Origin of the sequence: Labilibacter marinus (assembly GCF_001659685.2) — a bacterium.
In the GTDB taxonomy this organism is placed as follows: Bacteria; Bacteroidota; Bacteroidia; order Bacteroidales; family Marinilabiliaceae; genus Saccharicrinis; species Saccharicrinis marinus.
The window spans coordinates 1-18,444 of sequence record NZ_LXYE02000004.1; the positions used below are offsets into that span (position 1 = coordinate 1).

12 protein-coding genes are annotated in these 18,444 nt (G+C 35.8%); 5 read left to right on the top strand and 7 right to left on the bottom strand.

The features are described from left to right. Nucleotides 1-141: 141 nt before the first annotated feature. Entirely contained in the window at nt 142-3,432 is a 3,291-nt protein-coding gene (locus tag A8L32_RS02485; RefSeq protein ID WP_066627345.1) for a WD40/YVTN/BNR-like repeat-containing protein, read from the bottom strand. A gap of 473 nt (nt 3,433-3,905) precedes the next feature. Between A8L32_RS02485 and A8L32_RS02490 the strand changes: the two genes are divergently transcribed. Continuing rightward, nucleotides 3,906-5,273 (top strand): exonuclease domain-containing protein, encoded by a 1,368-nt coding sequence (locus A8L32_RS02490; protein ID WP_066627347.1) that lies wholly within the window; start codon nt 3,906-3,908, stop codon nt 5,271-5,273. Here the strand turns inward: A8L32_RS02490 and A8L32_RS02495 are convergent, their stop codons facing one another. Together A8L32_RS02495 and A8L32_RS02500 are read right to left on the bottom strand one after the other, a co-directional pair. After that, nucleotides 5,274-5,651: a thioesterase family protein gene (locus tag A8L32_RS02495; protein ID WP_066627349.1), complete on the bottom strand. Its 378-nt coding sequence runs from the start codon at nt 5,649-5,651 to the stop codon at nt 5,274-5,276. It lies immediately after the preceding gene. Between the two features lie 107 nt (nt 5,652-5,758). Continuing rightward, entirely contained in the window at nt 5,759-7,336 is a 1,578-nt protein-coding gene (locus A8L32_RS02500; RefSeq protein ID WP_066627351.1) for a peptide chain release factor 3, read from the bottom strand. Nucleotides 7,337-7,535: 199 nt separating this feature from the next. On the opposite strand from A8L32_RS02500, the gene A8L32_RS02505 reads away from it, so the two are divergent. From A8L32_RS02505 to A8L32_RS02515, 3 genes are all read left to right on the top strand, one after another. Continuing rightward, entirely contained in the window at nt 7,536-8,393 is an 858-nt protein-coding gene (locus A8L32_RS02505) for a histidinol-phosphatase (protein ID WP_066627358.1), read from the top strand. Further along, complete coding sequence (locus tag A8L32_RS02510; RefSeq protein WP_066627363.1) at nt 8,387-8,869, top strand: GNAT family N-acetyltransferase; 483 nt, start codon at nt 8,387-8,389, stop codon at nt 8,867-8,869. The genes A8L32_RS02505 and A8L32_RS02510 overlap by 7 nt, the downstream gene beginning before the upstream one ends. A gap of 417 nt (nt 8,870-9,286) precedes the next feature. Further along, complete coding sequence (locus tag A8L32_RS02515) at nt 9,287-10,261, top strand: M23 family metallopeptidase (protein ID WP_066627372.1); 975 nt, start codon at nt 9,287-9,289, stop codon at nt 10,259-10,261. Nucleotides 10,262-10,376: 115 nt separating this feature from the next. Here the strand turns inward: A8L32_RS02515 and A8L32_RS02520 are convergent, their stop codons facing one another. The 4 genes from A8L32_RS02520 to A8L32_RS02535 form a co-directional block, all read right to left on the bottom strand. Further along, entirely contained in the window at nt 10,377-13,652 is a 3,276-nt protein-coding gene (locus A8L32_RS02520) for a chondroitinase family polysaccharide lyase (protein WP_066627373.1), read from the bottom strand. A gap of 485 nt (nt 13,653-14,137) precedes the next feature. Then, nucleotides 14,138-14,383 (bottom strand): hypothetical protein, encoded by a 246-nt coding sequence (locus A8L32_RS02525; protein WP_066627375.1) that lies wholly within the window; start codon nt 14,381-14,383, stop codon nt 14,138-14,140. 15 nt (nt 14,384-14,398) lie between these two features. Next, nucleotides 14,399-14,737, bottom strand: coding sequence for a cupin domain-containing protein (locus A8L32_RS02530; RefSeq protein ID WP_066627378.1), 339 nt, complete (start codon nt 14,735-14,737; stop codon nt 14,399-14,401). 111 nt (nt 14,738-14,848) lie between these two features. After that, nucleotides 14,849-15,139 (bottom strand): hypothetical protein, encoded by a 291-nt coding sequence (locus A8L32_RS02535; RefSeq protein WP_066627381.1) that lies wholly within the window; start codon nt 15,137-15,139, stop codon nt 14,849-14,851. Nucleotides 15,140-15,652: 513 nt separating this feature from the next. Here A8L32_RS02535 and A8L32_RS02540 point away from each other — a divergent pair. After that, entirely contained in the window at nt 15,653-18,241 is a 2,589-nt protein-coding gene (locus A8L32_RS02540) for a WD40/YVTN/BNR-like repeat-containing protein (RefSeq protein ID WP_066627384.1), read from the top strand. Nucleotides 18,242-18,444 lie beyond the last annotated feature (203 nt).

An 18,444-nucleotide genomic window follows, 5' to 3' on the forward strand; every position in this document is an offset into this window, starting at 1 on the left:
GTTTAAGAATGTATTGTTTTCTCTCTTATGGTTTAAATGCTTCGAAAAAAAACAGCCGTATAAACCATTAAAGGGATATAGAGCTGTTCGTGTTCATTGTATGTTATAATGATGCGATTGCATTCTCGATCATATGCTTCATTATTTCCAAATTGGAACTCTTCCTTTAGTATATGGAGCATTCAATTGGTCCAGTTTCTTTCTAACATCAAGCATATCGTTTTCAACAATGTTTTTAAGTTTTTCCAGAACTGGAGGGAACTGTTCTTTCAGTATTTCAAAACTTTGTTGCGAGGTGCTAGTAATATCAGATGTACTATTAATTTGTGCATAAATAATGCTATTTAGTCTATTCATTAATGGCATTTCTACTGGAGGAATTTCTTCCCAACTTGCTTTGGCTTTTAAACCGTTAAATGAAAATAGTATAGCATCCAAGTCTTGATTAATACGATTAAGCTCAGTAATTAATTCTTGATGAGCTTTGTCTAAATATAAAGCAGTTTGCTTCATGCTGGCAATTTCTGCTTTTAACTCATTGCATAGTCTCAGACTACCGTTCATTGCTCTTGATAAATCGCTTATTTCTTTTTGGAAAGCAACCATTTGAGCTCTGTTTTTAGCAGGAAGGGTAGTGTTGCTTAATGCATCAATAGTAAATGTTTGTGGCCCTGCCAATGGTTTAGCTTCTCCGTTGAAAACTTGATTTATTTCTATTGTATAAGAACCTGGCAATACGAAAATACCGCCTTTGCTCTTTTTAATAGGTTCAAATTTGCTAGTATTCAAGATGGATTGAGAATTATATTTGAGATCCCAGGTAAAGCGACTAATACCTTTGCTCGGTTTTTTAGTCATTGTTCTTATTAAATTACCTTCGTTATCTTTAATGTTTAGAACTAGATATGCAGGTAGTTCTTCTTTCTCATTCTCAATAGTCTTCCAACTAGGTTGAGGTATACGTTCTCCTTTTTCAAAAAGCGTTTTTTCTTTTTCTTTCCTTATTTCTTTTTTTGTTTTTGGAACTTCTTTTTGATAGAATGAGAATGTTGCACCATATGCAGGGTTTGAGGCACCGTAATACGTAGCTCCCTGTCCATAAATTTTCCCTGTTTGAATATATAAATCAGCATTCTTTATAGGAAATAAGTGAGCTTCAGTTGTAGTTAGTTCTTCCGATAAATCGCGTAACGGAGAATAATCATCTAACACATAAAATCCTCTACCGAAAGTAGCTAACACAAGATCGTTTTCTCTTTCCTGAATAGCTAAATCCTTAACAGCAATAGTTGGAATGCCTTCTTTCAGCTGAGTCCAATTATTACCTTCATCAATAGAAAAGAAAACACCAAACTCAGTTCCTGCAAATAATAAGTTCGAAGATTTAAAATCTTGTTCTAAAGTATGTACTGTTCCATTTTCAGGAAGGTTAGAAGAAATAGATATCCATGTTTTTCCCTTATCTATACTTTTCAGAATATAAGGTTTAAAGTCATCATTTTTCATATTATCGAAGCAGGCGTATACCACATTCTCATCAAAACGTGATGCGTAAATGTCGCTTACATAGGTATATTCGGGTACTCCTTCAAAAGAAGATGTTTTTGACCATGTTTTACCATCGTCCTCAGTTACCTGAATAACACCATCGTCGGTTCCAACATAAATTAACCCTGGTTTTAAGGGTGACTCATCTAAAGATACTATCGTATTATATTGAGAAGTTGAAACATCCTTTTGAACCGCATCAGTACTCCAATATTTACCCATAACGGGCCAAGTGTTTCTGTCAATTTGCGCTGTAAGGTCATCTGATATGACTTGCCAAGTATTGCCTCTGTCTGCACTTTTAAATAATTTATTGGCAGCCATGTAAATTGTTGTGTGGCTGTGTTTACTTAAAATTAAAGGAGAGTTCCAATTCCAACGATAAGTTTTTTCTTCTTTGCCAGGCTGTGGTTTAATCATTATTTTTTCACCACTCTTTTTGTCGTATCGAACTACATTACCGTATTGCCATTCGCTGTATACAATGTCGGGATTGGTTGGGTCTACTCGTGACCAGAATCCATCACCAAAAACCGTTACAATCCATTCTCCACTAGTAACTCCAAAGGTGCTTGTGTTTTTAACGGGACCACCTAAAGTTGCATTATCTTGGGTTCCTCCGTATACATTATAAAATGGCTCAGCGTTATCAACCGTAACTCTATAAAACTGAGTAATCGGAAGGTTGCTCACTTGTCTCCAATTGTCACCATCGTCATAAGTGATATAAACTCCGCCATCGCCACCAATCATAAAATGCTTGTTGTTGGTAGGGTCAATCCAAATAGCATGATCATCCACATGGCGATCTTTATTACTGATTTTGGACCAGTTTTTACCGCCATCTGTTGTTACATGCGAGTAGGTTTCTACAGAATAGATTTTGTCAAACTCAATGGGGTCGCAATATATCTCGTTATAATATTGTCCGCTCGAATGATGGTCGCTCATTTTTTCCCATGATTCGCCTCGGTCGCTAGAGCGAAAGAAACCGCCCGCATTATTGGCGGCTTCAATAATAAGATATAATACATCAGGTTTTTGTGGAGAGATAGCAATACCCATTCCTCCCATATGTTCGCTTGGTAAGCCCTTGCTCAGTTTTGTCCAATCTTTACCAGCATTGGTCGATTTATATACTGCAGATTCTGGACCACCGCCAATTTTTGTATGTACATGTCTTCTACGTTGTTCGGTAGTGGCGTATAAAATATCAGGATTTCTGGGGTCACAGATAATATTATTGACTCCCGTATGCTCACTTATTTCAAGGACTCGATTCCAAGTTTCTCCTCCGTCTATTGTTTTATACAATCCACGTTCACCTCCAGCGCCCCAAACCGATCCTTCAGCTGCTACATAAACAACATCGGGGTTTCTTGGGTCTATTAAAATCATACCAATTTGGCGAGACTCTTTTAACCCCATGTTTTGCCAAGACTTTCCTCCATCTACTGTTTTGTAAATTCCATCGCCATAGCCTAAAGCTCTTTGGTGATTATTTTCTCCAGTACCTGCCCAAACTACATTGGTATTGGTCGGATCCATAGCTAAACAGCCAATAGAATATGATCCATAATTATCAAAAACAGGTTCGAATGTGGTTCCGTTGTTGGAAGTCTTCCAGATGTTACCGCTAGCCACACCTACGTAGAATTCAGTATGGTCATTTGGATTTACAGCAAAGTCAGCTATTCTACCTGAAGTAAAGGCGGGGCCAATGCTTCTTAATTTTAAGCCAGATACCAGAGAGCTGTTTATGGCAGGCTCTTCTTTATCTGCATTTTTCTTGTCCTTTTTTTGTCCAATAATATAATTTGGATTGAATAGTATACCAAAGACCAATAATAGGGGGGTGATCTTGTTGAAAGGGTACTTTAACATATGAGTTGATTTAAAATTGATATTAGAGTGGAAAAGATAAGGTTTTCTATCTGTATCATCAATGATAACTGGGGGTAAAAGAAAAGAGCCACCTAAAATAGGTAGCTCTTATTATGACGGCCGCATCAATCATGGACTATTTAAACTCCTGATTACAGGATTTGAGTGTATAAGATCCGCAGTAATCCTCCGTACCAAAAATGATAACCCGAAGGTGAGGCCCGCCTTTAGATCCCAAAACTTTACTCGGTTTTATTGTAGCGTTGAGTTTAACAATCTAAATAAAACTGATGCGGTGTTTCTTTGTCAATAACCTTAAAACAAATATAAGTTTAATAATTGTTCTATCCAAGAATTTGCGTGGCTTTTAGACGTTTTAAAGTGTGAAAAAATCATAATAAATGATTCATATTTTTGCTCTGCAAATTATCTATTCCTTTCTTTACAGATTATCAGAAATTTAGAACGGATTTATGTATACCATCATCGATATTGAGACTACGGGAGGAAACTTTAATAATGGAAAAATTACTGAGGTTGCTATTTATTTGCATGATGGCAATAAGGTGGTAGATGAGTTTGTGTCCTTAATAAACCCAGAACAGTTTATACCTGCATATATAACTCAATTAACGGGTATTACTAACGAGATGGTTGCCGATGCCCCTAAATTTTATGAAGTAGCACGTCAGATTGTAGACATTACGGAGGGAACCGTTTTTGTAGCGCATAATGCCAGTTTTGATTATGGATTTATAAAAGCAGAATTTGAGTCATTAGGTTATGGTTTTGATAGAGAGACTTTATGTACTGTGAAGCTAAGCAGAAAGCTGTTGCCAGGGCATAAATCATATAGTTTAGGTAATATCTGTGAAGTATTCGGTATTTCTAATGATGCCCGTCACCGTGCGGCAGGAGATGCATTAGCTACCATAGAGCTTTTTGAAATATTATTGGAGAAAAATGGTGGCGTAATCCTTCCAATGGAAGGAAATGGTTTTTTCTCGATAAAAGGTTTACATCCTAAATTAGATATTGAAAAGGTAAAACAGCTACCTGCTAGTGATGGCGTTTATTATTTATATAATGATAAAAACGACTTAGTTTATATTGGTAAGAGCAAAAATATTAAGCAACGTGTATTAACTCATCTGGGAAATCCAAAAGCACAGAAAGCAGTCCGTATGAAACAGGAAGTGGCAAGTGTCGATTTTGTAGAAACAGGTAGCGAATTATTGGCCTTGCTAAAAGAGTCGGCCGAGATTAAAAAGAACAAGCCCATATATAATGTTGCCCAGAGAAAGAATAGGTTCCACTTTGGTTTATTTAGTTTTAAAGATAGAAAAGGGTATGCTCGTTTTAATATAGCACCCAATGATGGAAGGGTTACTCCACTGGCTTCATTTGACTCTCTGAAATCGGCGAAAGATTTTTTATTTCAAAAGGTCGAGGATTTTAATTTATGTCAAAAACTAAGTGGATTAAATGATAGTACAGGAGCTTGTTTTCAGTATCAATTAAAAACGTGTGATGGAGCATGTGTAGGCCAAGAGTCTTCAGAACAATACAACAGTAGAGTAGAGACATTGATAGAGCAGTTAGCTTATCGCTATAAAGACTTTGTAATTGTAGATAAAGGTAGAGATTTAGAAGAACTGTCTGTAGTGGTTGTAAAAGATGGTAAATACCAAGGCTTTGGTTGGGTAGAAAAAGATTTGGCCTTTGATAGCATGGATGAAGTTTCTTCTAATATTACTCTATATGATGATAATCAAGATGCACGTATTATTATAAATAGATATTTAAAGGATAATCCAAAACTTAAAGTAATTCAGTTTTAGTTAGGATACATATTCCGATTTATTAACGATAAACCTTTCGTGTGCACCAATAGCTACGATATCTTCATCTGTATTAAAAATAGCAAAGTCAAAAAATAGCTTTGTATCCTCGACGAATTTTAGGTGAATAGAACATGTTGCGTGGTCGTTATGTGCCAATGGCAAAAGGTGCTTTACATTAATCTCCGCACTTACCGTGGTATATCCTTCTGGAATTTCTGGATGAATCATTTCGCAAATTACTTTTTCCATAATAATAATGAGCGAAGGGGTAGCTGCATAAGGAACTTCCCCCGTTTCTAAAGACGTGGCGAGGTCTCTTTGGTTAATGACCACCTTAGTGGATTGGTGTAAGCCTGACTTTAAAGCATGATCCATAACTATTTGTGTTGAGATTGTAGGTAATTACTTGTACCCAAATTACACAAAAAAGTTATGAATTATACCTTAAATATTCAATTCAAATTTTGGTTTATGTGTCTAGCCTAGAATTCACTGGTAAAGTGGAACTCAATATCTTCAAAATTTTGCTGAGCTAATTGAAGCATGTACGAAGAATCTGCTAAAAATACATCTCTTCCTTGTTTGTCTTTAGCCATATATTGGTTTTTACGTCTCTTAAAATCAGCCAACATCGCAACATTTTCAGAACGAATCCAACAAGCTTTGTGCAGATTAATAGGCTCGTATCTACACTTGGCGTTATACTCATTATTTAATCGATGTTCTATTACCTCAAATTGCAGAGCACCTACAGTTCCAATTATTTTTCTTCCATTAAATTGACTGGTAAATAACTGCGCCACACCTTCATCCATCAACTGGTCGATACCTTTTGCCAACTGCTTTGATTTCATTGGGTCATCGTTCTCAATATAACGGAACAACTCAGGAGAGAAGCTCGGTAAACCTTTAAAGTTGATTTTTTCCCCTTCAGTAAGCGTATCTCCAATTATAAAATTTCCAGAATCAGGCAATCCTACAATATCACCAGGGAAAGCTTCGTCGATAATCGATTTTTTTTCTGCCATAAACGCTGTTGGGCTCGAAAATTTGAAGTTTTTACCCTGGCGCACGTGGTAGTAGTTTTTATTACGCTCAAACTTACCCGAACAAATTTTAACGAAGGCAATTCTGTTTCGGTGATTAGGATCCATGTTGGCATGAATCTTAAAAACAAAACCAGAAAACTTATTTTCGTCAGGTTCTATTACCCTTTCAACAGTTGTGGCCGGTTGAGGCTTAGGAGCTATATGGATAAAACAGTTTAATAGCTCATTTACACCAAAGTTATTTAAGGCACTACCAAAAAATACGGGTGCTAATTCACCTTTTAAATATTCCTCAACTTCAAACTCAGGATATACACCTTCAACTAATTCATATTCTTCTCTCAACACAGTGGCTGGGTCGTCACCAATAATACCTTCTAATTCAGGATTACTAATATCATCGAAAGCAATGCTCTCTTCAACCGTTTGTTTGCTTGGCTCAAAAAGATTAAGATTTTGCTCAAATAAATTGTATACCCCTTGAAATGAAGGTCCATTTCCAATAGGCCAACTTAATGGTCGAACACTAATCTTTAGCTCTTCTTCAACCTCGTCTAATAAATCAAACGGATCTTTACTTGGGCGGTCCATTTTGTTAATGAAAACCATTACGGGAGTTTTTCTCATACGACAAACCTCCATTAGTTTTCTGGTTTGGTTCTCCACTCCCTTGGCAGCATCAACTACAATGATAACACTATCCACTGCAGTAAGCGTTCTAAAGGTATCTTCAGCAAAATCCTGGTGACCTGGTGTATCCAAAATATTTACTTTATGGTCCTTATAATCAAACCCCATTACAGAAGTTGCCACAGAGATACCACGTTGTTTCTCTATCTCCATAAAATCGGAGGTAGCGGTTTTCTTAATTTTATTTGACTTAACAGCACCCGCTACGTGGATAGCACCACCAAAAAGCAAAAGTTTTTCGGTTAGTGTAGTTTTACCAGCATCGGGGTGACTAATAATTGCAAATGTTCTCCTGCGTTGTATCTCTTCTATAAAGCCCATAACATCATTTTGTAAAAACGAGCGCAAATTTAAGCATTGTATATTTAATAATGCTTTATTATAAACATCTTTTTAGGCAGTAGGTTAATAATAATTAAAATTGGATATTTTCTTACAATATTCAGGTATTTCATGAGGTTTGAGTTTGAATTCTTTGAAAAATATTAGATTTTTAGTCGAAATTATAAAATGGCAAAGTATGGGTTGGACAAATTATCATGGTCATTGTAAATATTGTGATGGTCATGGCGAAATAGAAACATATATTTTACAAGCAATAGAAAACAAAATGCCAGCTATTGGTATTTCTTCGCATGCTCCAGTTCCATTTGATTGTTTTTGGACCATGAAACAAGAAAACTTGCATCAATATTTATCAGATATCGGTTGTTTAGAGGAAAAGTATGGTTCAGGCATTGATGTATTAACATCACTTGAGATAGATTATATACCTGATGTTACAGGACCGGATTTTCCCTTTCTAAAGGATATTAAGCTTGATTATAAAATTGGATCCATTCATTTTGTAGACCAGTTTCAAGATGGTGAACACTGGGCAATAGATGGAAGTTTTGATGAGTTTAAAAAAGGTTTGGATGAAATTTTCAATGGAGATATTAAAACAGTTGTTCAACGATTCTACCATTTAAATCGTGAGATGCTTAAAACGCAGAAGTTTGATATCATTGGGCATTTTGATAAAATTAAGATGCACAATGCAACGGAGCCTTTGTTTGATGAAAATGAAGAGTGGTATAAACAAGAGTTAAATGAAACTTTGGATTGTATTAAAGAAAACAATGTGATTGTGGAAATTAATACAAAATCATTTGAACGTAATGGCCTTTTATTTCCTGGGGTTGAATTATTCTCAATAATGCTTGAAAAGGGTATCGATATAACCATTAATAGTGATGCGCATTATCCCGAGAAATTACAAGTTGGATATGAGTATGTCGCTGACGAACTAATTAAGGCGGGTTATAAAACTTTAAAGGAGTATAAGAATAAGACGTGGGTTAATGTACCTTTTACAAAAGACGGACTTCAATGGTAGAGGAAAAAGAAGATTTTAATTTAGTTAAAATAGATATTCAGGATGAAACTCATCAACAAGCATTATTGAGTTTGATGAACGATTATATGTTGGATGATATGGGATTACATAGCCCATTGCCTGAGGAACTTGGAGTAGATATCATTAATGGACTAAAGGAGCAAAACAATTATTTAGGTTTCTTATTGAAATATGGTGGCGAATTCATTGCCTTGGCAAATTGCTTTATTGCATTTTCTACGTTTAAGGCAAAGCAATTAATTAATATCCACGACTATGTTGTATCACCCAAATATCGTGGGTTAGGAGCAGGGAAAGCTTTGTTGGAAAAGATATCGGATTATGTGCTAACTAACAATTATTGTAAAATAACGCTGGAAGTAAGGCATGATAACCCGAAGGCTCAAAACTTATATAATAAACTTGGGTTTGAGGAATGTGATCCACCCATGTATTTTTGGCAAAAAACCATATAGACTATTTAAATACTTAAGTTCTAAAGTTGGTTTCGTTTAGTTTAAATATGATAAGTTAAAAAAAACAAACTTAAATAGTGCCTAATATGGTAGGATTGATAAACAATGCTATATTTGTGACAAACAAGGAATAATGTTGGATTATTGGGTTCTTGTTTAAGAAGGTCTTTCAAGTCTTATGTTTAAGTGTTAATTTCTGAATTTCAATTGTAGAAAGTAGTTTTTCTATTGAATGGTGGGGGGTGTGTAACATTTTATGTTATCTGCCGTAATAAAAACCATGCCTTGAATAAAGGAATTTAAGCATGAAAAGAAGATTTGTCTCAGATTGTGTTAAATAGGTCATTTTTGTTTAGCATAAATTAGACCTTAAAAATACCTAATAACGACTGTGGAAAATATAAAGTATACTTAGAAATGGCAAAAAGTAAATATATATACGATCCTGAATCATTAACTTATATTCAAGTTGAGATTACATTTAAAGATAGAGCAAAGAAATTATTGCCATATGTCCTAGCGAGTGCCGCTTTTGGAGTATCTGCTTATTTTGCAATGGCTTTCGGAGGATTTGGAACACCAAAAGAAAAGATTCAAGCGCAACAAATTGATAATATGAAAGTCCATCAAGAACTTTTGGACGAAAGAATTAATGATGTTAATGAGACATTGAATTTATTGGTTTCGTTGGACGATAGCTTGTATAGGAGCATGTTAGGAGAACCTGTGCTAGGTGAGGATATTAGGATAGCGGGTACAGGGGGTACAGATAAATACGAAGATTTAGTAGGAGCTGAAGATTCTAAAGAAATTTTAGAGGCCTATAAAAAGTTAGATGGACTTGTAGCTAAAATGAATGTTCAACAAGGTTCGTATAAGGAGTTATTTAAAAAGAGCATTGTAAATAAAGATAGGCTTCAACACATGCCTGCTATTATACCTGTAGCCAACTGGGATTTAAAAAGAATTGGTTCAGGTTTTTCACCAAGAAGATTTCATCCAATCCTAAAGAAATGGCGTCAGCATGAAGGAATTGATTTTATTGCGCGTACTGGTACAGATGTTTATGCATCTGCTGATGGTAAAGTAAAGTCGGTTCGTTATTCAGATAGTTTTGGAAAAATGATTGAAATAGATCATGGCTTTGGTATCACCACTTTGTATGCTCACTTAAGCAAGCAAGATGTAAGAAGAGGTGATGAAGTTAAAAGAGGAGTAGTAATAGGTCATGTTGGAAATACTGGTTTATCAGCGGGAGCACACTTGCATTATGAAGTACATGTTAATGGAGTAGAAGTTGATCCTGTTAAGTATTTTTTTAGTGATCTAACATCAGAGGAATACAAGGCTGTTGTTGCTCAAGCACAAAGTGTAAAGGTTACAATGGAATAAATGATAGTTTTTAAAATAAAGATAGAAAGAGGAATCCAAATGGATTCCTCTTTTTTTTTATGCTTACTCAAAGTAGTATTTGTAACTGAATTATAGCTAGCGAAAGAATGGAGAATTATTTTCTTACTAGAGCGACCTCCGAGCTTAATCCATCTTTACATTCAAATTCAATGATGGTTTGTTTGGTGCTTTTTGAGATAATTTGAGCATACTTTTGATTAGCAGTTTCCATGGGGATTGGTTGTTCTTTGATATCCCATTTTCCTTTTAATGTTATTTGAACCTTATTGGAACGACTTGGCCAAAAGAACCATTCTCGTTCGTAAATAGAAAGTTCGCAGCGAGTTCCATCAGGTAGTAAATCATCCTGACCGTCATATATATTTAAATCGGGGTCAGCTACAGACAATAAGGCATAGTTCTCTACTTCCTTAAGGATAAATGTGGACTGTTTGTTTACCTTTTGCACAGTACCCTTTTTAAAGCTGGAACCTATAGCATTATAAACTGCATAAGCAGTTGCGCTCTCTTCGTTTAGTTTCACCACATGAGCTATCTTATCTTGTTGAACGACTTCAAAGGGCTTGTTTTTGCCTTGCATCTGTTTAGCGAAAGACTCCATTTTTTCTTCGTTGGCTTGTGCTATTAAAATGTAATTGTACGAACCATCAGTAGGTCGTTGTCCATGGTTGATATAAGCTGTCGCAAAGTTGCCAGTTACTTCCTTCTTATTGTTCCAATCAGGGTTCTTCTGCTCGTTGCGGTAAAGAGTAAAGGAGCTATTAGAACCAATATCATTGATGTAGAAGCCAGTATCTCTATGGTCAATTATCCAAATAGGAGAATCAACTGAACTTTCTTTATGATATGGAAATTGGCTCACCTTTCCATTGAAGCTTGAGTGTGTAGGTAAATTAGGCTTATCTAAATGACTTTGGAAAAGCGTTGTCTCAACATGGTAGTTTAAGTCACTTTGAATATCTGAACCTAAACAAAGTACCTTATCACCCACGAAAAAATAAGTCTTTTTGCCTGTAAAACCTTGTAGCTTAAATTTATCGTGCCCCTTAAACTGAAAAGCATAAATGCCACAACTATATGAGGTTGAAACACCTCCAGAAAACGCTTGGTCGCTAAATAGATATTCTCCAGCTTCATCTCTTACTTGGCCTGGGTCGGTTATCATTTCTGCGTAGGGGAGTTGAACAGAAGTTACGCCTGGCCAGCGATGCCAATCGAAGCCTGAATACCATTTTTTATTTGATGGAGTAGCACTATCTATACTTTTAGGATATGAAACATCAAGATAACCGTTGGCCACAAATAAAGGAAAGGCTAAAAACGACTTACCCCAACTCTCGAATGGATACACGTATTTACTATGCGCTCTTACGCTGATGAGGTAATCATTTTGCATTCGGTTAATTCCGACACAAGTATAAGGGAATATCTTGCATTGGGTATAATCGTACTTTTGGGTTTCAATACCTTTTTTATCTAACTTACTTTGCCAGAAAGCATGGTCTTCATCATCTTTATTATATTTAGATCGTAAATCTTGAAATAATGCAGCCATTTCTTGGTCAAACTTTTTCGAACTCAAGGCCATCATCGCAGGAATAGTATAATACATGCTAGGCAATTCATAGGTGTCAAATCGGATGTTAGCAAACGCTTTAGGTGCAATAACTTTATTGGTAAACATCTGGTATATATAGGATTCAACTACCTTTTTTAGTCTTTGGTAAGAATCGGTTGTGGCAGCATACTCGGTGCCCGAGAGCATATACATGGTAGCTGCTGCACCACCTATGGCTCTTCCTCCATAACCGAAAGCGTGACCAGCATGATGAAATACGGTACCATCTGGTTTAAATGTTTCATCCAAGGCATTGGCATATCCTGTAATTATATTAGAATAATAGGACGAGAAATGTCGAATGTCGCGTTCCTTTTCTCGAGAATCATCTTGCATTAAAATGCTGAGTAAGCGAGGTTTTAATATACCTTGTATTTCGTCGGCATTACCTGCTACTCGATTTTTATGACCATATACCAATTCTTCGTTATATACCATGTTAACGGCATAAAACCAACGGCAAATTTCTATAGCCTTGCTCAGTCTGTCATGCTTCTTTAATACATCGCGCATAATATACATGGCAGGCCCATATTCTCTAATGTTATATGAATAATGATGCAGCCAACCTAAACCCGCTCCGGCATCAAAGCCTTGGTCTACTCCATAGTCAAAAAGTTGAATAAACATATCTTCCAACTCTTTTTTTACGGATTCATCTTGTGTGTAGTAATGCAGGTTAGAAATATCTCGTAAGAGGTAATTGAAATCATGACGCCACCTTTTCATACCTTCAAACTTCTTTTTTTTAGTGAGTTTCAATTCAGCAAAGTGATCGTTCATTATGTGGGTATACATAAGTGGTCTCCCATATATACTATCTCCATCATTAGTAATTTCAAATTTATTGAAGGTGTCTTTTATTTTAGCGAGCTTTTCGTCCTTGTTTTTGCCGGCTAAATGCTTAGGCCAATAAATATCTTTTACATGTTCCTCTATGATTCTAAAATCTTTCAGAATATCATTGCTCATCGGCACCAACGAAAAACTAGGTGTCATTTTGCTATACTCTAAAAGTAAGTGAGGATACTGTGCTACCAGACGTGGATGCTGGTCGATATTGGGTAACTGTGGATTTGGACCGACAGTCCGTGGGTTCATGGTAACAGATGTACCTAACATATCTAAAAAGAAAATGCCAGAACCAGTAGTTGGAGCATTGAAGGTCACGCGAGTCATATCTTCGCGAGGAACACCGCGCATATCGCCTCTATCATAACCAATAGCTATGCTGCGCCATCCTTTAAAATTAAGATTGAAATCAAACTCGCAATCTACTATATCTCCTCTGCCAAATTGAATGCGCATACGTTGTTGGCTGGCTTTTAAATTATATACCCATGCAAAGAATCCTCTGGGAGGTTCTAACACTGGGTTAGTTTCGGAGCCACCATGACTATCTATTATACCCATATTATCTTTAGATATAATACCTTGTTTATGGTAACCAATGGGTGTGTCAAAAATAAGTTGGTCATTTCCTTGCCAGAGCCATCTTAACGATTGTTCTCCATGTTTCATGCGTTTGGTGTCAATACTTATGCTCCTGCCTGTTGAGCTTAGTCCTTTAGGTATACCATCCTCAAAACTTTCTAAAACATGAGCTGGATGTTTTGAGGCTTCGGTATTGTTCTGGGCTTTTATACTAGGGAGAAAAATTACTACTGCTATAACAAATAGGTAGGCTCTTATTGGTGTATAAACACATAAAGGTTTCTTTAATATAGCTTGTTGGTATTTGTGGCGATACATGTTTTTGCTCTTTTAATTATATCTAATTTTCTACATCTAAGATATACCAAATAATAAAGTGCAAAGGGTAAAAAAGTACGTATTAGTGGTACCAAAGTGCAATACCTTACTTTTTAGGGTTTGATTATTAGGTAATCATTTTTGCACTACGTGCAAAAATGAAAATGGACAGGAGGATTTTTAAAAATCATCAGGAGGAAAAATGAAAATGCACCTGACGATTTTAGAGGGTGAAATTATTATCTATATATCAGTTAGTTATAAGGGTGAGGAGAAAGTGCTATTTTATAGAAAAAAAGGATTGATTTAAATTTAGTAAGGCTGCTCTAAAAAAAGAGGCTAACGAACTTTTAAGGAAAACATAGCGACTGCTATATAATACCTATACTTATACTATATGCTGTCAATAGTAGTAACTATATACCATCAATAGTTACTACTATTAATGGTTTATAGCATGAGTAAATTAAAGACATCAATAAACCTTAACCGTTAGATTGCCTTTTCCAACTAAGATCGCAGGCTTCGTTTAAAATCTCAAAAATAGCTTCATCACTCAGGTCGGTCTGTTTTTGCAGTTGACCGCTAAAGTTATCTGCATACATATTCATATAGCTAAAATCACCACCTGAATTAAGAAGTTCGGCCGCGTAGGGGCTAAATAAATTGACTAGTATATCAATGATCTCTTCCCTTGTGGATTGTTTATTAATTGTAATTATTTCGTCCATTAAATTATAATTGTTTTATCTCACTACGCTAAATACCCTATTCACGGTATCCTTTTTAGCTAGTGTTAATCGTACTATACTATCCTCAATCGCTTTTAAGTCGTGCGGTACTTTTGCATCTAAAGTCAGCATGTCACCTTTAACTACTCGATGAATTTTACCTTCAACACCAAAATCGATAGTACCTTCAAATATTTCAACAACGATAGCGCCTGGTGCTGTATGTTCTTTCATTATCTGACCAGCCTTAAAAATAATACGTATTTCCTTACTGAAAGGGGTTTCTAACAAAGGCTGAATATTAGGCTTATCCTCTTTATATACTATTGCGTTTGTTAATGAAGCTGTTTTCATGGTTTACTTTTTTGTGTTTGTATCGTAAAGCATTAAAACAATACATGGCTATAATAGTTTCGAATTAACACAAGCCAGAGGGTTGAAGCTTATCATTATTTCAAAGAGGATTTACAAACTGACTTCATAAGCACCATCAAAAAAGCACTTGTGTTCTACATTAAAAGTTCCTTTAAAATGACCTCTGCATGGTGTTTTATCCTCATTATCTATGCAACATGTAAAGTCTGCAATTACTTCTACTTTACCATCCAATTCATCACTATGGTAAATATTTGTGCCATAAATATTATTTAACGGAGAGTTGAATAGCTCACAATTGAGTTCAACGCTATAGGGTATAATCTGTTCTTGCAAAGCATCGTGAATGATGTTTTTAATATCAAACTCTATGTATTCCATGTAAATTTTGTGTTTTGCGCAAAGATATAGTTTTAACTCAGATAATCCATTCTCAGAGTTTGATATAGGGCAATTGCATTAACATTTTAAAACCACCTCCCCACTCATTCTTCGCGGAGTTATCCTCTTAAATTTTAGGAGTGGTGCCGAAGGCGAGGTGGTATATTAGATATTTGTCTAAATGCGTTTACTGTGGGTTGCTATAAGTACCGTGCAATTATCGAACGCTGAATAAACCATTTAATACATTATAGGAAATACAAAAAAAATAGCCCATTCTATTTACCCCTTATTCTAAAATGCATTATATCCCGTTCCAATTTTTTGTCTAGTTTTTGAAATTAAATAAAGTGAAATGTTTAGTTATAGTATATCCAACTTATGGTAAACCCATCTAGTAATTATTCATCTTTAAATAAAATTTCAAATAATAGTTAAATCTATGCATTTGAGGCAAGAGAGGAAGAATTATTTGGCAAGTCTCGCATGTTATTATGAATAAAATTTGAACACATGAATTTAAAAAAGGGATTACTAGCATTATGTCTTTTAGTAGCTATTAATGCAAATAGTCAGAAAGCAAAGCAAATCAATAAAGAAGCTTTCTTTAAAGAAATAAAAACGAAGCGAGTAGAGTCGGATAAATCGATTGAATGGAAGAATTTTGGGCCAGGGATGTCAGGTTATAATGAGGAGTTCTGGTGTCATCCTACCGATGTAAACGTTATGTTTATGGGACCAGATATGCATGTTTCGTATGGTACGTGGGATAATGGCAAATCATGGCATACGATAAAGGATTATGATGGAGATGGCAAGTGCATGGAGCGTGTGCTTGATATCGTTTTCTCACGTCAAAATCCTGATTTTGGTTTAGCGCTTGAGCGTAGAGGAAAGATATTTAAAACGACGGATAGAGGTAGAACTTGGGACTTAATATATACAATTCCTAGAGACACAAAGTCAAGTTACAATGCACATACTAAGATGGCTATTCATCCTAATGATGATGATATTTGGTTTGTAGGAGCAGGTGATTTCTGGAATGTAAAAAGCAATCATCGTTCTCAGGAATTGATACATGGAAAAAAGCATAGTAGAGCAAGTTATGGTTATGTGTTAAAAACATCTGACCACGGTAAAACCTGGAAAAAAGTAGCCACTGATATATCTGAGGATTTAGATGTAGCGCGTATTGTGATTAATCCAGCTAAGCCAAGTCAAATGTATATAGCCACTAGTCATGGTTTTTTTGTAAGTAACGATACTGGTGATACTTGGAGTGAAAGCGGAAAAGGCTTACCGAATAATCTTCCTCGAGATTTAACATCATATTATAATGCTAAAACAAAAGAGTTTGTTTTGTATTTAGTAGAACAAACTGTTTATGAGGCAAATGGTAAGAGCATAAATACAAAAGGTGGTGTTTATAAAAGTACTAACGGTGGAAAGAATTGGGAGAGTATTACAGGTAATCTGGGTGTTGATTTTAATCAGATAAACGATACCTATCATCGTAGCAACTACTACAAAGTATTGAGCTATTGGTTTGGCGTAAATTCTAAAAAGGTATACCCTGAGTTTCCTGAAAATACTTATTCTATTTTTAATAGGATAGTGGTAAACCCTTTAAATAAAGATGAGATATACTTGGTAGCTAACCAACGTCATGATAAGAGTTTTGGACCCGGTGATGCATGGAAAACAGAGGATGGTGGTAAAAACTGGAAAATTTGTGCACGAGCAGGAACCTATTGGAATCAGCAAAAAGATAAAGAATATTGGGCAAGCAAAGGTATTGAAACAGGGGCCAATGTAGAGTTTGCGCATGTGGGAATTGCCAATGCGGAACTGAATGAAGTTAGATTCGGTAATAGAATGTTGGCTATTAATGCTGAAGGTGAAGCTTTTATTGGTGTGCAGCAACAAACACAACGTACCAGTGATGGCGGTAAAACATGGAAGCAGGTTGATGATTACGAAACAGCTCCAGGGAGTAATGCTTGGGTAGGCCGCGGAGATAGTAACCTTCCTGGTCGTTTTATGTTATTGGAGACAGGGAAAAAGGACAGATTTTTACTTTGTAGTGGAGAGCATGGCTTATGGGAAACAGCGCCTTTAGGTAACTATCCTGACAAAGATGCTGTGGCAGTAAAACAAATTGAAGGCCAGGTAAACGACCATAGCGGAAATCATGGTCTGCATTCAGCCTCAACAGTTGCAGTTCATCCAAACGACCCAAATATTATTTATACCATTGGTTGGAGACAAGAGCATCGTGGTAAAATGCGTCGTTCTGTGGATGGAGGTAAAACTTGGGAGAATATATCTACAATTTTTGAAGGCAATAATCCATCTTTTAGAGGTATTGCACCGCAATATTCGTTAATGGTGGACCCAAAGAATCCCGATAACATGTACTTCTGTGCTATTCGTCATACCATTCAGGAAGTGGGAGCATCTCCGAAGGAAAGTGTGATGAAAAAAGGTAAGTATGGTGTTTACCGTTCTAATGATGGTGGTTTTAATTGGACATTGAGCAATGAAGGATTGCCTGAGTTATGTAGTGTTCGTCGCTTAACCATGGACCCGAAAAATCCTAAAGTGATTTATGCTTCAGTGAACCAGCGTAACAAACATCATAAAGGAGGATTGTATAAATCAGTAGATGGTGCGTTAAATTGGGAAAAGGTAATAATTCCTGCACAAATAGCCTCAGTAAATAACTTGACTATAGATAGAAATACACATGCGATGTATATGTCAACGGGTTCCTCTTTTGGAGCTTATGAAGCAGGTGGAGTATGGAAAAGTAGGGATGATGGAAAAAGCTGGAAGAAGTTTTTTAAAGCTCCTTATGTGTGGCAAGCGGAGGTTTCTCCTATTAATTCAGATATCGTAACTATTATTGTTCCTTATCAAAAGGATTTTAAAAATCCTGGTTTATACTTAACGCATGATGGGGGAAAATCATGGATGAAAATTAATAAAGGTATTGGTCAGCCAGATAAGATGACTGATTTTAAACCTGATCCATATAATGAAAACTTCCTTTGGTGTGCAGCATGGGGAAGTGGTTGGTTTAAGGCAACTATTAAATAGGGTAAACGGAATAAGGAGTAGGCGGAATGCTTCAAAGATGGCAATTAGATAACCTACCACACACACACACACACACACACACACACACATTGCGCCTATATCTATAATAATTTAAAGTGAGTATTGGCTTAAAATAGAAAATTGATGATTGTGGTAATTTTTATAACTTTCCACAATCATCAATCATTCTTATAAGATTCAAT

Excerpts from the sequence above, each read along its gene's own strand:
- A8L32_RS02485 (WP_066627345.1), bottom strand. The coding sequence starts at position 3,432 with ATGTTAAAGTACCCTTTCAACAAGATCACCCCCCTATTATTGGTCTTT.
- A8L32_RS02490 (WP_066627347.1), top strand. The coding sequence starts at position 3,906 with ATGTATACCATCATCGATATTGAGACTACGGGAGGAAACTTTAATAAT.
- A8L32_RS02495 (WP_066627349.1), bottom strand. The coding sequence starts at position 5,651 with ATGGATCATGCTTTAAAGTCAGGCTTACACCAATCCACTAAGGTGGTC.
- A8L32_RS02500 (WP_066627351.1), bottom strand. The coding sequence starts at position 7,336 with ATGGGCTTTATAGAAGAGATACAACGCAGGAGAACATTTGCAATTATT.
- A8L32_RS02505 (WP_066627358.1), top strand. The coding sequence starts at position 7,536 with ATGGGTTGGACAAATTATCATGGTCATTGTAAATATTGTGATGGTCAT.
- A8L32_RS02510 (WP_066627363.1), top strand. The coding sequence starts at position 8,387 with ATGGTAGAGGAAAAAGAAGATTTTAATTTAGTTAAAATAGATATTCAG.
- A8L32_RS02515 (WP_066627372.1), top strand. The coding sequence starts at position 9,287 with ATGGCAAAAAGTAAATATATATACGATCCTGAATCATTAACTTATATT.
- A8L32_RS02520 (WP_066627373.1), bottom strand. The coding sequence starts at position 13,652 with ATGTATCGCCACAAATACCAACAAGCTATATTAAAGAAACCTTTATGT.
- A8L32_RS02525 (WP_066627375.1), bottom strand. The coding sequence starts at position 14,383 with ATGGACGAAATAATTACAATTAATAAACAATCCACAAGGGAAGAGATC.
- A8L32_RS02530 (WP_066627378.1), bottom strand. The coding sequence starts at position 14,737 with ATGAAAACAGCTTCATTAACAAACGCAATAGTATATAAAGAGGATAAG.
- A8L32_RS02535 (WP_066627381.1), bottom strand. The coding sequence starts at position 15,139 with ATGGAATACATAGAGTTTGATATTAAAAACATCATTCACGATGCTTTG.
- A8L32_RS02540 (WP_066627384.1), top strand. The coding sequence starts at position 15,653 with ATGAATTTAAAAAAGGGATTACTAGCATTATGTCTTTTAGTAGCTATT.